The sequence below is a fragment of the Amycolatopsis sp. genome (genome assembly GCF_035546795.1).
In the GTDB taxonomy this organism is placed as follows: Bacteria; Actinomycetota; Actinomycetes; order Mycobacteriales; family Pseudonocardiaceae; genus Amycolatopsis_E.
This window is the reverse complement of sequence record NZ_DASZWC010000040.1, coordinates 121,934-135,388: the sequence shown is the minus strand read 5'-3', so window position 1 is coordinate 135,388 and position 13,455 is coordinate 121,934. Positions and strand designations below refer to the sequence as shown.

General features: G+C 71.9%; 17 protein-coding genes. 6 read left to right on the top strand and 11 right to left on the bottom strand.

Features of this window, described 5'->3' with window-relative positions; translation table 11 throughout:
- The 5 genes from VHD82_RS23790 to VHD82_RS23770 all read right to left on the bottom strand — a co-directional run.
- The coding region (locus tag VHD82_RS23790) for a GAF domain-containing protein (RefSeq protein WP_325707960.1) at positions 1–624 on the bottom strand (624 nt) is incomplete at its 3' end.
- 61 nt (positions 625–685) lie between these two features.
- Positions 686–1,135, bottom strand: coding sequence for a hypothetical protein (locus tag VHD82_RS23785; protein ID WP_325707956.1), 450 nt, complete (start codon positions 1,133–1,135; stop codon positions 686–688).
- A gap of 484 nt (positions 1,136–1,619) precedes the next feature.
- Positions 1,620–2,162, bottom strand: a complete 543-nt coding sequence (locus VHD82_RS23780) for an AAA family ATPase (RefSeq protein WP_325707953.1) — start codon at positions 2,160–2,162, stop codon at positions 1,620–1,622.
- Positions 2,163–2,171: 9 nt separating this feature from the next.
- Complete coding sequence (locus VHD82_RS23775) at positions 2,172–2,666, bottom strand: pyridoxamine 5'-phosphate oxidase family protein (protein ID WP_325707951.1); 495 nt, start codon at positions 2,664–2,666, stop codon at positions 2,172–2,174.
- Between the two features lie 86 nt (positions 2,667–2,752).
- Positions 2,753–2,932, bottom strand: a complete 180-nt coding sequence (locus VHD82_RS23770) for a CsbD family protein (RefSeq protein ID WP_325707949.1) — start codon at positions 2,930–2,932, stop codon at positions 2,753–2,755.
- A 174-nt stretch (positions 2,933–3,106) separates the two neighbouring features.
- Here VHD82_RS23770 and VHD82_RS23765 point away from each other — a divergent pair, with 174 nt between their 5' ends.
- The 6 genes from VHD82_RS23765 to VHD82_RS23740 are packed head-to-tail and all read left to right on the top strand — an operon-like array spanning position 3,107 to position 8,589.
- A complete protein-coding gene (locus VHD82_RS23765; protein ID WP_325707946.1) occupies positions 3,107–4,015 on the top strand; it encodes an ABC transporter ATP-binding protein in 909 nt (302 codons plus the stop codon).
- Positions 4,012–4,803: an ABC transporter permease gene (locus VHD82_RS23760; RefSeq protein WP_325707943.1), complete on the top strand. Its 792-nt coding sequence runs from the start codon at positions 4,012–4,014 to the stop codon at positions 4,801–4,803. The genes VHD82_RS23765 and VHD82_RS23760 overlap by 4 nt, the downstream gene beginning before the upstream one ends.
- Before the next feature lie 19 nt (positions 4,804–4,822).
- Positions 4,823–6,004 (top strand): sensor histidine kinase, encoded by a 1,182-nt coding sequence (locus VHD82_RS23755; protein ID WP_325707940.1) that lies wholly within the window; start codon positions 4,823–4,825, stop codon positions 6,002–6,004.
- Positions 6,001–6,675, top strand: a complete 675-nt coding sequence (locus VHD82_RS23750; RefSeq protein ID WP_325707937.1) for a response regulator transcription factor — start codon at positions 6,001–6,003, stop codon at positions 6,673–6,675. The genes VHD82_RS23755 and VHD82_RS23750 overlap by 4 nt, the downstream gene beginning before the upstream one ends.
- A gap of 46 nt (positions 6,676–6,721) precedes the next feature.
- Positions 6,722–7,795 carry a glycosyltransferase gene (locus VHD82_RS23745; RefSeq protein ID WP_325707934.1) on the top strand — a complete coding sequence of 358 codons (1,074 nt, stop codon included), beginning with the start codon at positions 6,722–6,724 and terminating at the stop codon, positions 7,793–7,795.
- Positions 7,792–8,589 (top strand): polysaccharide deacetylase family protein, encoded by a 798-nt coding sequence (locus VHD82_RS23740; protein ID WP_325707931.1) that lies wholly within the window; start codon positions 7,792–7,794, stop codon positions 8,587–8,589. Before VHD82_RS23745 ends, VHD82_RS23740 begins: the two co-directional genes overlap by 4 nt.
- Here the strand turns inward: VHD82_RS23740 and VHD82_RS23735 are convergent.
- The 6 genes from VHD82_RS23735 to VHD82_RS23710 are packed head-to-tail and all read right to left on the bottom strand — an operon-like array spanning position 8,480 to position 13,410.
- The gene (locus VHD82_RS23735; RefSeq protein WP_325707929.1) at positions 8,480–9,424 is read right to left on the bottom strand and encodes a M56 family metallopeptidase; all 945 of its coding nucleotides are present in this window, start codon (positions 9,422–9,424) and stop codon (positions 8,480–8,482) included. The genes VHD82_RS23740 and VHD82_RS23735 overlap by 110 nt on opposite strands.
- 1 nt (position 9,425) lies before the next feature.
- On the bottom strand, positions 9,426–9,803 hold the full coding sequence (locus VHD82_RS23730) for a BlaI/MecI/CopY family transcriptional regulator (protein ID WP_325707926.1): 378 nt from the start codon (positions 9,801–9,803) through the stop codon (positions 9,426–9,428).
- A gap of 4 nt (positions 9,804–9,807) precedes the next feature.
- Entirely contained in the window at positions 9,808–10,743 is a 936-nt protein-coding gene (locus tag VHD82_RS23725) for an undecaprenyl-diphosphate phosphatase (protein ID WP_325707980.1), read from the bottom strand.
- A gap of 2 nt (positions 10,744–10,745) precedes the next feature.
- A complete protein-coding gene (locus VHD82_RS23720) occupies positions 10,746–11,375 on the bottom strand; it encodes a DedA family protein (protein WP_325707923.1) in 630 nt (209 codons plus the stop codon).
- 59 nt (positions 11,376–11,434) lie between these two features.
- Positions 11,435–12,706, bottom strand: a complete 1,272-nt coding sequence (locus tag VHD82_RS23715; RefSeq protein WP_325707920.1) for a HAMP domain-containing sensor histidine kinase — start codon at positions 12,704–12,706, stop codon at positions 11,435–11,437.
- Positions 12,682–13,410, bottom strand: coding sequence for a response regulator transcription factor (locus VHD82_RS23710; protein ID WP_325707917.1), 729 nt, complete (start codon positions 13,408–13,410; stop codon positions 12,682–12,684). Before VHD82_RS23710 ends, VHD82_RS23715 begins: the two co-directional genes overlap by 25 nt.
- Between the last annotated feature and the right edge of the window lie 45 nt (positions 13,411–13,455).

The window sequence follows — 13,455 nt, the reverse complement described above, 5'->3', positions numbered from 1 at the left end:
TCGCTGACGTTTCTGCGCCTCTTCGTAGAGCCGGGCGTTCTCGATGGCGATGCCCGCCGCGGCGGCCAGCGCCTGCACCACCAGTTCGTCGTCCTCGGTGAATGGCTGCCCGGCCGCCTTTTCCGTGAGGTAGAGATTCCCGAACACGGTGCCGCGGACGAGGATCGGCACCCCGAGGAAGCTCTTCATCGGCGGATGGTGCGCCGGGAACCCGCTGGAAGCGGGATGCCGGGCGAGGTCGTTGAGCCGCAAGGGTTTCGGCTGTTCGATCAGCAGCCCGAGCAGGCGGTGGCCCTCGGGAAGGTCGCCGATCTCGGCCCGGACCTGCTCGTTGATGCCTTCGTAGACGAACTCGGCGAGGCCGACGTTGTCCGGGTTGAGCACGCCGAGCGCGCCGTAGCGGCACTCCACCAGTTCGATCGCGGCCTGCACCACGCGGCGCAGGGTGGCGTCGAGCTCCAGCCCGCCCGCGACCGCGAGCATGGCCTCCAGCAGCCCGTCCATCTGATCCCGCGCGCCGACCAGCTGGCCGACGCTGTCCTGGACCTCGGTGAGCAGCTCCCGCAGGCGCAGCTGCGAGAGCGTGCCCCGCAGCGCGGACTTTTCGCCTGATTCGCCGCCCACTCGTCCAGCTTCGCAGTCGGCGGGGCAAATCACCAGCTCCGGGGCCTTCGCCCGCGTCTGTCTACTGTGGACGCGACGGGTCGGGCAACCCGGGCGAGCCGTCACGCTGCGGCGGGATGCGGTGCTCCGGCACGTCCTCCCAGCCGGTCAGGCGCGCCATCACGATGCGGATCCCGTTGTCGAACCGGCCGGCCAGCGCGCCCGTCGTGTGGGGGACGGGATGCGGCCGGTCGGCCGGCGCGAGCGGCCGGGCCAGCCCCATTCCGGTGACGGTCCAGCCGGCGTCACCGCGGCCCGGCTGCGACATGCTGACCACGACCGGACGGCCGTTCGCGGCACGGACGAGTGAACGATCGGGTCCGGTGGGCACGATCAGATCACCGTCGTCGAGCACGAAGCACGCATAGCGCACCGGCTCCCGCCCGTCGACGGACAGCAGCGCTTCGCGGTAGCGCTCGGGCGAACGCACTCGCTTCACACATTCCTGGTGTGACAACGTTCTGGCGGTCACGGCCACTCCTTCCCACTTCGATCCTGCTCCAAATCCGCGCCGCGCGCCAGAGGGTTACCACGACGTTGCAGAGTCCACAGTGGACACTCGCGCGCCCGGACGGTTCGGCCCGCCGGCAGGTCCTGTTCGGCGCCGTCCGGCAGCAGGCCGACGTCGGCGGAGTGGCCCGACGCGCGCAGGGTGATCGCCAGGTTGAGCGAGTCGGCACCGCAGGAAAGCCAGGCTTCGTGCGGCGAAGGGATCGGCCACCGGCAGCACCCGGTCGCGGTCGGGCAGCACTTCCACCCGGTTGCCGTCGGCGAGGAACCGCCACGGCTGCGTGTTGTGCGGCGAAGGGGCGCGAACGGCCGCGTGCAGCGCCCGTACCAGCACGGCGGGCAGGGTTCCGGCGTGCACAACGTCTCGGTGCCGTCCGGGATCAGCCCCTCGCGCCCGCCCGCACCAGCCGCTGGAGGTGCCGGGCACCCGCGTCGCGCCGCACACTTCACCCAGACATGCGGCACGCTGCGGCGGCGAGCCGCCCGGCCGTCTCGACGATCGTGGCGGCGCTTTCGGCGGCGCTGGAAACGGCTGTGTCGAGCACGAGGTGGTCCCGGTGCCACGGCTCGTATTCGCGCGTCCGGACCTGTGGCCAGGTCGGCAGTGTGAGGCCCGGGATGTCCACGGTCCGGGTCTCCACGCGCGAGCGGTGTTCGTCGCCGTCGGAGCACACGAGTTCGGCCTCGAGGAGCCACGCGCTCGATTCGTCCGCGACCTGTTTCCACGCGTCCCGGGTGAGTTTCAGCGGGTTGACGCACTCCGCCAGCACCGTGAGGCCCGCCCGCAACTGTTCCCGGGCCAGCGCGTAGCCCGCCAGATAGCCGGCCGCTCGCGGTGGTTCCGGCAGTTCGCCGGATCCGGCCAGTGCATGTTCGATCGCGTCGATCCGGAGATAGGGCGTGTGCAGCGCGCGGACCACAAGCTTCGCGATGGTGGACTTGCCGGTGCCGGGGAGGCCGCACAGCAGGATGAGGCCGGGGCGTGTCATCGGCGGAGTCTATTCCGGCTCTTGTTGCCGGGTTTCCTTCGCGCGCATGAGGTCCTCGACGGCCTTCGGGAGGGTGGTCTCGAAGTCGAGAAGCCTGGCCCACGCCGGACGGATCGTGATCCGGACCATCTGGTCGTAGAGGTCACGCACGCTCGCCTCCCAGGCCGGGAACTGCTCGGGCGCGAGGAGTTTCCGCGCCGCGGTCAGGTATTCGTCCGGGAACCCGTCGACCGGTTCGAGGGTAGCGGTGCCGCGGATGAGCAGTGCCCTGGGCGGGAAACCGTTGGTGTCGATGGTGAGCGCGACGCGCGGATCCGCCTTCAGCGCCCGCACCTTCGCCATCTTCGGCGTGGAGCAGACGACGAGATCCTTGCCGGTCCAGAGAAAACCGATGGGAATGACGCGGGGACCGCCGTCGAGCCCGGTGTAGGACAGGCGCGCCGGGATGGCGGACCCGAGCAGCTCGCGGGAGATGGGCTTGTCCAGTTCGGCGATGACGTTCATGGCCGGCTCCTTTCCTCAGCAGGGGGACGGAGCCGGCCGGCGGTTCTCGACATCCCCGGCCGGAAAGCCGGGGATGTCGCGCACCGTTACTTGTCGAACACGTCCTTCGCGGCGCCCTTCAGCTTCTCGCCCGCCTGCTTGACCTTGCTGGAACTCTGCTCGGTCTTGCCCTCGGCCTGCCACTGCTCGTTGTCGGTGGCGTTGCCGACCGCTTCCTTGGCCTTGCCCTTGAGTTCGTCGGCCTTGTGCTTGGCTTTGTCGTTCACTGTGGTTTCCTCTCCTTCGCTTTCCGTACCTGGCTACCCGCTGCGCGCGGAGGTATTCCCCGGGAAACGGCAGACCCTCCTCGTGGAGAAGTACGCCGGAAGGTGGACGCCGCGGCCCGGGAAATCGGCCTTGCGGCCGTCGTGCCGGGCCGCCCGCTCGCCTAGGTTCGCCGGATGATCGAAGCACGGGCACTGACCAAGAGATACGGCGACAAGCTCGCCGTCGACGACCTGACCTTCACGGTCAAACCCGGCGTCGTGACCGGTTTCCTCGGCCCCAACGGAGCCGGGAAATCCACCACGATCCGGATGATCCTCGGCCTGGACGCGCCCCAGTCGGGCGAGGTGCGGGTCAACGGGCGGCACTACGCCGAACACCCGGCGCCGCTGCGCGAGGTCGGCGCCCTGCTGGAAGCCAGGGCCGTGCACACGGGCCGCACGGCCTACCAGCACCTGCTGGCACTGGCGGTGAGCCACGGCATCCCGCGCCGCCGCGTCGACGAGGTGATCGGCCTGGTGGGCCTGGAGTCCGTCGCCCGCAAGCGGGCCGGCGGGTTCTCCCTCGGCATGGGGCAGCGGCTGGGCATCGCCGCCGCGCTGCTGGGCGACCCCGCGACGCTGGTGCTGGACGAACCGGTGAACGGGCTGGACCCCCAGGGAATCCTGTGGATCCGCAACCTGCTGCGCGGGCTCGCGGAGGAGGGGCGCACGGTCTTCGTGTCCTCGCACCTGATGAGCGAGATGGCGCTGACCGCCGAACATCTCATCGTCGTCGGCCGCGGCAGGCTCATCGCCGACACCACGGTCCGGGACTTCATCGACAGCGCCTCCCGCAACACCGTGCACGTGCGCAGCCCGCAGGCCGCGCGGCTGCGCACGCTGCTGAGCGGGCCGGACGTGTCGGTCACCGACGCCGGCGACGGGCTGCTCGAGGTCGCCGGGATGGACAGCGCGCGGATCGGCCTGCTCGCCTGCGAGCAGAGCATCCCGCTGGAGGAACTGACGCCGGTCCGGGCGTCGCTGGAAGAGGCGTTCATGGACGTCACCGACGAAGCACTCGAATACGGAAAGAAGGCTTCATGACCGCCGCGGTGCGGGTCACCCAGGCCAGGGTGGTCGCGTTCGAATGGGTCAAGTTCCGCTCACTGCGTTCCTCGTACATCGCGCTGGCGGCGAACTTCGTGGTGCTGGCCGGGTTCGGGGTGCTCTTCCCGGCGGTCATCAAGAGCCGCTGGCCGCGGATGGACCTCGCCGAGCAGGCCCGGTTCGACCCGGCGGGTGCGAGCCTGCGCGGGCTTTTCCTGGCACAGCTGATCATCGGGGTGCTGGGTGTGCTCGTCGTCAGCGGCGAGTACAGCACCGGCCAGATCCGCTCGACGCTGACCGCCGTGCCGAGGCGCCTTCCGGTGCTGTGGGCGAAGCTGGCGGTGTTCGCGGTGGCGTCGTTCGTGGTGTGCACGGCGGGCGCGTTCGTCGCGTTCTTCGCCGGGCAGGCCATCCTGAGCCCGCTGCACATCCAGACCACCCTGTCGGCGCCGGGCGTGCTGCGGGCGGTGCTCGGGACCGGGTTGTACCTGACCGTGGTCGGGCTGCTCGGCGTGGCGCTGGGCTGGCTGTTGCGGCATACGGCCGGTGCGATCGGGACGTTGTTCGGCCTGCTGCTCGTGGTGCCGGGACTCGTCGAGGCGCTGCCGGACAGCTGGTCGAACACCATCGGCCCGTACCTGCCGAGTACGGCGGGGCAGGCGGTGGCGATGGTGCGCGCGGATTCCGGCTCGCTCGCGCCGTGGACCGGGTTCGCGGTGTTCTGCGGGTATCTCGTGGTGGCGGTCGTGGGCGCGGCGGTGCTGCTGCGGCGTCGCGACGCCTGAACCGGCGGATGATGGTGGCATGACCGAAAGCACGACGAGTCCCGGGCTGGCCAGGGCCCGCGGCTGGGTCGCCCGGCACCCGCTGTTCGTGGACGCGGCGCTCACGCTGGTGGCCGCGTCCGCCGTGCTGGGCCGGTCGGGCCGGTTCGACAGCGCGCATGCCAGCCGGGAGTGGGCGATCGTGCTGTCCGCGCTGCTGGTGGTGCCGTTGATCGTCAGGCGGCGCGCCCCGGCGGTGGTGTTCTACTGGATGGTGGCAGTGGCCGCGCTGCAGTGGCTGCTCGCCCAGGTGGTGTTCGCGGACGCCGCGCTGCTGATCGCGTTGTACAGCGTGGCCGTCCTTTGTGGACGGAGAATGGCCGCCGTCGCGCTCGGCGTGCTGGAAGCCGGGATCGTGCTCGCGGTGGTCAAATGGGTGCCGTGGCACGACACGTTCAAGGCGTTCGTGTTCCTGTCCGGGCTGGCGGTCGCCGCGTTCGTGCTGGGCCGCAACGTGCGGACGCGGCGGGCGTACCTGGTCTCCCTGGAGGACAGGACACGTCGCGCGGAACACGAACGCGATCAGCAGGCGCAGCTCGCGGCCGCCGCCGAGCGCGCCCGGATCGCCAGGGAGATGCATGACGTCGTGGCGCACAATCTGTCGGTGATGATCGCGCTCGCGGACGGAGCCGCCTTCGCCGTGCGCGGCAGTCCCGAAGAGGCGGAGACGGCCAGCAGGCTGGTGTCGGCGACCGGCAGGCAGGCTTTGGGCGAGATGCAACGGCTGGTCGGCGTGCTGCGCGAAGGCCACGAGCTGCCGCGTGCGCCGCAACCGGGGATCGAGCAGCTCGACGAGTTGCTCGCGCACGTCCGGGCCGCCGGCCTGCCCGCTTCGCTGACTACGTCCGGGGAGCCGTTCCCGCTCTCGCCCACCGCGCAGCTGGCCGCGTACCGCGTGGTGCAGGAGGCGCTGACCAACGTGCTCAAGCACGCACGGGAGCCGGGGGAGGCGCGGGTGCGTTTGCGCTATCGCGAACCGGTTGTCGAGATCGAGGTGGAGGACAACGGCCACGGCGTGGCGAAGGCCGTGACCGGCGGGCACGGGCTCAGCGGGATGGCCGAGCGGGTGGCGCTGTTCGACGGTCGCGTCGAGGCGGGGCCGCGGGCCGGTGGCGGCTGGCGGGTCCGGGCGGAGCTGGCGGCGGGGCCGGTCGCGTCGTGACGGTCAGTGTGCTGCTGGTGGACGACGAACCCTTGCTGCGCCTGGGTTTCCGGCTCGTGCTGGAGTCGCAGCCGGACCTGCGGGTGGTGGGGGAGGCGGCGGAGGGCGCGGCCGCCGTCGCGCAGACGGCGAAGACCGACCCCGACGTGGTGCTGATGGACGTGCGGATGCCCGGGGTCGACGGGATCGAGGCCACCCGCCGGATCGTGCGCGAGCACCCTCGCTCGAAGGTGCTGATCCTGACCACGTTCGACCTCGACGAGTACGCCTTTGCCGGATTGCGCGCCGGGGCGAGCGGTTTCCTGCTGAAGAACGTGCCGCCGGAGGACCTGCTTTCCGCGATCCGGGTGGTCGCGGCCGGGGACGCGGTCGTGGCGCCGAGCGTCACCCGCCGCCTGCTCGACGCGATGGCGGATCGGCTGCCCGAAACCGGCGACCGGGACCGGGCCGTCGACCCGAGGCTCGCCCGGCTGACCGAACGGGAGGTGGAGGTGCTGACCCGGCTGGCGGGAGGGCTGTCCAACGCGGAGATCGCCGGCGTGCTGTGCGTCTCGGAGGCGACGGTGAAGACCCACGTCGGACGGCTGCTGAACAAGCTCGACGTGCGGGACCGGGTACAGGCGGTGGTGTTCGCCTACGAGGTCGGGCTGGTGCGGCCGGGCGGAGATTAACCGTCAGCTAACCCCAGGTGCTACTACGGTCCTGTAGAAATACGACATGACTGTAGAAGTTCGAGCCGTGGTCGTGTCCGCCCGGATCGGGGCAGGGCACGACGGCGCGGCCGCCGAGCTGGCGCGACGCCTGGCGGCGCTGGGGTTCGACGTCGACCGGCACGACTATCTCGACCTGCTGCCGGGCCGGCTGGGGCAGCGCCTGTGCGACGCATACCACCGCGAGCTCGAACTCGTGCCGCGCAGCTGGGACCTGCTGCTGAGCGCCGCAGGCACGAAACCGTTGGCGCGACTGGCCGCGCGACTGTCCACAATGGCCGGTACGGCGCTTCGGGTCGCGCTGGGTGATTCGCCCGCTCTGGTCGTATCCACCTACCCGCTGGCCACCCAGGCACTGGGCGAGCTGCGGCGCCGCGGTGAGCTGGCCGCGCCGATGGTTGCCTATCTCACCGATCCGGCGGTGCACCGGCTGGCCGTCAACCGCTTCGCCGACCTGCACATCGCCCCGAACCGGCGCGCGGCCGCCGCGGCCCGGCACCTCGGCGCGGCACAGGCGGTGGCCGCCTGTCCGGTGGTGGCGCCCGGCTTCCGGCCCGCCGCACCGGGCGAGCGGGAACGGGCCCGCGAGCGGTTCGGGCTCGACCGGCGGGAGCGGCTCGCGCTGGTGCTGTCGGGTTCGTGGGGCGTCGGCGAGGTCGAGGCCATCACCGCCGACGTCGCCGCGACCGGCGCCGCGCATCCCGTGGTGGTCTGCGGACGCAACGACGCGTTGTGCGACAGGTTGCGGCACAAGGGTTTCCCGCATGTCTTCGGCTGGGTCGACGACATGCCGCAGCTGATGCGGGCCTGTGACGTAGTGGTGCAGAACGCGGGCGGGCTGACCACGCTGGAAGCACTCGCCACCGGATTGCCGGTGCTGACCTACCGATGCCTGCCGGGGCACGGCCGGACCAACGCGCGAGTCCTCGACGAGCTGGGTCTGGTGCCCGCCGTCAGCGGCCGGACGGCGCTCGCGCACGCGCTGCGCGAGACGAGGACGCCGGGACTGCCGCCGGGCGACGACCCGGCGGTGGTGCTCGCGAAACTGGCCGGTTCCTGGGATTTCGCGGCGGCGGCGTGAAACCGGCGCTCGCGCTCGCGGCGGCCGGTGCCCTGCACGCCGCGCCGGCTGCCTTCTTCCTCCCGCCGCTGCGTCCGCCGAGCCTCGCCGGCGCGGGTGATCCCGGCCATGTGGCGCTGACGTTCGACGACGGGCCGAGCCCGTTGTCCACGCCGCACTTCCTGCGCCTGCTGGAGGCGCGCGGGATCCGGGCGACGTTCTTCCTGCTGGGCACGCAGGTGGCGCGCGCGCCTTGGCTGGCAAGGGAAATCGCCGAAGCCGGGCATGAGGTCGCGGTGCACGGCTGGGAACATCGCTGCCTCCTGCGGTACGGTCCGCGCCGCGTGCGGGACGACCTCGCCCGCGCCCGCGACGTGATCGAGCACGCGACCGGCAACCGTCCACAATGGATCCGCGCGCCCTACGGCGTGTTCAGCACCAGCGCACTCGTGGCCGCGCGCGGGCTCGGGCTGACACCGGTGCTGTGGACGTGCTGGGGTTTCGACTGGACCAGCCGGGCCACGGCGCGTTCCGTGCTGCGCACCGTGATGAAGGACCTCCACGGCGGCGGCACGATCCTGCTGCACGACTCCGATCACGCCGCGGCGGTCGGCTCCTGGCGCGCGACGCTGGCCGCGCTGGGGCCGTTACTGGACGAAATCGCGCACCGCGGACTTCAGGCCGGCCCGCTCGCCGAGCACGGGATCACGCGAGCGCGTGCGGGTGGTGGTGATGGTGCCCGACACTGGCGAGCTCCAGCCCGGCGTGCAGATCCGCCGCCGCTTCGACGCTGGCCTGCGCCGTCCAGCCGGTGACCACGAGCGACAACGCCGCACACAGGGCGGCGACTGGGCGCCAGCCGAGCCGGGGCGGCGCGGGAGCCAGCAACGCCGCCACCCGCCTCGGCACCGGCCCGCCGGTGGCCGCCGGAGCGAACTCGGGCGCCTTGCCCCGTGCCACGAGCGCGGCCTTCGCCACGGCGGCGGCGACCACCCGGCGGTCACCGAGCCGCTCGGCGGTTTCCTCGTCGGCCCAGCGCTCCACCAGGAACTCCACCGCCGGCCGCACCGGGCGCAGGAGCGGATTCAGCACCGCGGCCGACCCGGTCGCGGCCAGGAACAGGTGATGCCTGCGGCGCAGGTGCACGCGTTCGTGGGTGAGCAGCGCGCGCCGCTGTACCGGGTCCAGCGCCGCGAGCATCGGCCGGGACACCACGATCCGCCCGCCGCGGACCGGAGCCGCGAACGCGACCGGCCCGGCGCCCGGCACCACCACCAGCTCTCCGTCGGCGCCCGCGACGATCCGCCGCAGCGCTCGCAGCCCGCGGATCCGGCGCACGCAAGTGACCACAATGGACACCGCGGCCACGGTCAGCGCCAGCCCGCAGCCGGCCTCGACCGGCACGCTCGCGATCTCCATACCCTGTAACGATTGCGGCGACCATTCGCCGATGCGCGCGACCAGCGGCACCAACGACAGCCCGGCGAAGGCCAGCACGCACAACGCCGCCGTGCTCCCGGCGGCGAGCGCGACCGCGCTGCCCGTCAGCAGCCACACGGCCACCGGCGGACGCGCGACTGTGGACACCAGCCGGGCGAGCGGCCAGCCGGCGGCGGGCAACAGCAGCGGGACGAAAACCCCGGCGTCCACGTCAGTCCTTGTCCGTTTCGCGCAGGAGCCCGCGCAGCATCTTCTCGTCGGCGGCGGACAGATCCGACACGAACCGCGCCAGCACCCTGGCCCGGTCGGGATACGTGTCGAGCAGCTTGCGCATCCGCAGCGCGGCGAGCCCGGCCTCGTCCTCGACCGGTGCGTAGGCGAAGGACCGGCCCTGCTTCTCCCGCGTCACGGCGCCTTTTTCGTGCAGCCGGGTGAGGATGGTGACCACCGTCGTGTAGGCCAGGTCGGCGTCCACCCGCTGCTGCACGTCGGCCGCCGTGACCGGGCCGTCCTCGCTCCAGAGCGCGGCCAGCACTTCGGTCTCCAGTTCGCCGGGGCCTCTGCGCGGGCCTTTCGATCGCCGTACCACGGGTTCAACCTAGCGTGAGCCAGAGCAGGCTCGCGAGCCCGGCGACCCCGCAGTAGATCGCGAACGGGGTGAGCGTGCGGGTGTGGAAGTACCGGGTGAGGAACCGCACCGCGAGGTAGGCGCTGACGAACGAAGCCACACTGCCCGCGAGGATCGGGCCGTGGATCCCGGCGCCCAGCGGGCCGGTCAGGTCCGGGATCTTCAGCGCGCCCGCGGCCAGGATCACCGGTGTGGCGAGCAGGAACGAGAACCGGGCGGCGTCCTCATGCGACAGTCCGCGCAGCAGCCCGGCCACCATGGTGACGCCGGAACGGCTGATCCCGGGCAGCAGGGCCAGGATCTGCGCCGAGCCGATGAGCACCCCGCGTTTGAGCGGTATCCGCGCCAGGCGGGTGTCGGGGTCGGTCTCCACCGCGGGGATCACCTGGGTGGCGACATCGGCGGTGTCGAGCACCTGTGCCGGCGCTTCGTCCACAGTGGACACACGATCGGCGCGGCGGCGGAGCCGCTCGCCGAGGTAGAGCACCGCGCCGTTGGCGATCAGGAAGCTCGCCGCCGGGATCGGTTTGCCCAGCGTCGAACGGAAAAGGTGTTCCAGCAACAGCCCGGACACTCCGACCGGGATGGTGGCCAGCACGATCAGCCACGCGAGCCGTTCGGCCGGGGTCTTGAGCCGCCGGTACCGGATGGAGGTGCAGAAGCCGCCGATGATCCGCACCCAGTCCCGCCAGAAGAACACCAGCAGCGCCAGCGCGGTCGCCACGTGCAGGCCCACGATGAACGCCAGGTACGGCGATTCCGGTGCCGAGACGTCCAGGTCCTTGGCCCACTGCCCGCCGACCAGGGCGGGGATGAGCACGCTGTGCCCGAGGCTGGAGACCGGGAACAGTTCGGTGACACCCTGGAAGGCGCCGACGACGATGGCTTCGAGGTAGCTCAGGCTCACGGGGTCCTCCGGCGGGCACGCAGCAGCTCCCGGGCGACCGGGATCAGCGAGAGCAGGACGATGACGGCGATGATCGGCAGCAGGTAGGTGTCGATGCTCGGGATCTGGCTGCCCAGCAGGTATCCCGCGAGCGTGACGCCGAGCGACCACACCAGCCCGCCGGCGACCTGCCACAGCGTGAACGCGCGCACCGGCACTTCCAGCGCGCCCGCGAGCGGGTTGAGCACCGTGCGCACGAGCGGGATGAAGCGCGCGAGCACCACGGCCTTCCCCACGCCGTAACTGTCCAGCACCTCGCGGGCGCGTTGGGTGGCCGCGTGCAGCCGGGGACGGCCGGGCCGGTTGAGCAGCGCGGGCCCGGCCCGGCGGCCGATGAGGTACCCGGTCTGCGCGCCGAGCACGGCCCCGGCCGCGGCGGCGAGGAGCACCCACGGCAGCGAAAGGTGCAGGGTGGAGCCCGCGGTGGTGGCGCAGAGCAGGCCGGCGGTGAACAACAGCGAGTCGCCGGGCAGGAAGAAGCCGATCAGCAGCCCGGTTTCGGCGAACAGCACCACGGCGACGCCCAGCGGGCCGAAGGTCTGCAGCAGGCTGTGCGGATCGAGCGGGTTCAAAGCGAGAAGGTGCACGCCGACAGTGTTCCCGAGCCCGGGTTAACCACTGGCAAATCGGCTGGTGGCAGGGGATTTCAGCCGGCAGGCAGCAGCAGGGTGAACGTCGGCGGTGCCGGTCTGGACAACCATAGCCTGCCACCCTCGGCCTCCGCGAGACTCCGCGCGAGCGACAGCCCGATCCCCCGCCCGGGCGCGGAATCCCGCCGCGCGAAGGGATCCGTGCCACCGGCGAGACCTTCGCCCTGATCGGTCACGTCCACCGCGAGCGTGCCCGCTGCGTCCCTTGCCGTGACAGTGACCGCGCCCTTCCCGTGCGTGACCGCGTTGTCCAGCAGTACACCGAGAATCTGCCGGATCGCCGCCGCGGACGCCCGGGGCGGCGGCGGTTCCAGTTCCACCACGCGCAGTTCCCGGTGCTGCGCGGCGAGCAGGCTCTGCCAGCCCTGTTCCACTTCCGCCAGCAGTGCGCCGAGATCCGCCGTCTCCTGGGTGGACCCGGTACCGCGGGCCAGCGTGAGCAGGTCGTCGATCGTGCGCTCCAGCCGGTCGGCCTCCGTTATCCCGGAGGTGAGCGCGGCGCGGGCGTCGGTTTCCGGGGCGTCGAGCGCGGCCTCCAGCCGCAGCCGCAGCCCGGTCAGCGGAGTGCGCAGCTGGTGTGAGGCGTTGGCGGAGAACGATCTTTCCCGGTCCAGCATCTCGCCGATCCGCTCCGCCGTGGTGTCCAAAGAGGACCCCACCGAGTCGATCTCGGCCACCCCGGCGGGCCGGGTGCGCACCGTGAAATCCCCCTCGCCCAGCCGTCGCGCCGCGAGCGACAGCTCCTCCAGCGGATGCGCGAGCCTTGCCGCCATCCGCCGCGCCACCAGCCAGGTCAGCGCCAGCGCGGCGAGCGCGAGGCCGAGCATCGCCAGCCAGGTCAGCCCGGTACGCAGGTAGAACTCGGTGCGCGGGGTGGCCGACCGCACCACGCCGACGAGCACCCCGCCGTCGGTCACCGGGACGGCGAACACCAGCTCGCCGTCCGGCTCGCCGCGCGAGGGATCGCCCGCCAGCGCCCGGCGCACCACCTCGTCCGCCGTGGCCGGGCCGTCCCCGAGCAGCAACCGCCCGTCGGGGGTGTACACCGCGAGCCCGGTGTCGCCGGTCGCGGCCGGCAGGCGGGTGGACGACGGGTGCGTGGCCAGATCGTCCGCTATGGACAGTGCCACGGAGTCGGCGACCCGTTCCAGCTCCGCGCGTTCGTCGTCGAGGTAGTACTTGGCGACGCCGACGGCCAGTGGCAGGCCGAACAGGCTGATCGCCAGTACCGCCGCGGCCAGGGTCAGCGCGATGATCCGCTGTCGCACGCACTCTCCTCGGGACGCTCCAGGCGGTAACCGTGCCCGCGCAGGGTGGAGATCCGGGGTGCCAGCCGCGGATCGGCCGCAGCCTCGGTGAGCTTCCGGCGCAGCGCGGCGATGTGCACGTCGAGGGTTTTGGTCGAGCCGTACCAGTTGGCGTCCCACACGTCGGTCATCAGCGCGTCCCGGCTCACGGCCGCGCCCGGGCTCTCCGCGAGCCGCGCGATGAGGTCGAACTCCTTGGTGCGCAAGGGAACCTCCTGCCCGTCCAGGAACACCCGGCGGCCGGCGGGATCGATCCGCAGCGTGCCGACCTCGACGTCGCCGGCGGGTGCGATCCTGCTGGCCGGGCCGCGCCGCAGATGTGCGCGCACCCGCGCCAGCAGTTCGGTCAGGCGCACCGGTTTGGTGAGGTAGTCGTCCGCGCCCGCCTCCAGCCCGATCACGACGTCCATCTCCTCGTGCCGGGCGGTGAGGATGACCAGCACCGTCAGCGGCTGGCTCGACCGCAGCCTGCGGCACACCTCGATCCCGTCCAGATCGGGCAGCCCGAGGTCGAGCAGCACGAGGTCGTAGTCCCCGGCGCCGGCCGCCACGAGCCCGCCCCGGCCGCTGCGCTCCCAGTGCACGGTGAAGCCGTGGCGCTCGAGGCTCGATTCGAGCACGCTCCCGATCGTCTCGTCGTCCTCCACCACCAGCAGTCTCGCCATGTCCGCAGACTACTGTGCCGTTCGTTGCCGATCCGACTACAGCCA

Excerpts from the sequence above, each read along its gene's own strand:
- VHD82_RS23745 (WP_325707934.1), top strand. The coding sequence starts at position 6,722 with ATGACTGTAGAAGTTCGAGCCGTGGTCGTGTCCGCCCGGATCGGGGCA.
- VHD82_RS23760 (WP_325707943.1), top strand. The coding sequence starts at position 4,012 with ATGACCGCCGCGGTGCGGGTCACCCAGGCCAGGGTGGTCGCGTTCGAA.
- VHD82_RS23780 (WP_325707953.1), bottom strand. The coding sequence starts at position 2,162 with ATGACACGCCCCGGCCTCATCCTGCTGTGCGGCCTCCCCGGCACCGGC.
- VHD82_RS23765 (WP_325707946.1), top strand. The coding sequence starts at position 3,107 with ATGATCGAAGCACGGGCACTGACCAAGAGATACGGCGACAAGCTCGCC.
- VHD82_RS23710 (WP_325707917.1), bottom strand. The coding sequence starts at position 13,410 with ATGGCGAGACTGCTGGTGGTGGAGGACGACGAGACGATCGGGAGCGTG.
- VHD82_RS23775 (WP_325707951.1), bottom strand. The coding sequence starts at position 2,666 with ATGAACGTCATCGCCGAACTGGACAAGCCCATCTCCCGCGAGCTGCTC.
- VHD82_RS23755 (WP_325707940.1), top strand. The coding sequence starts at position 4,823 with ATGACCGAAAGCACGACGAGTCCCGGGCTGGCCAGGGCCCGCGGCTGG.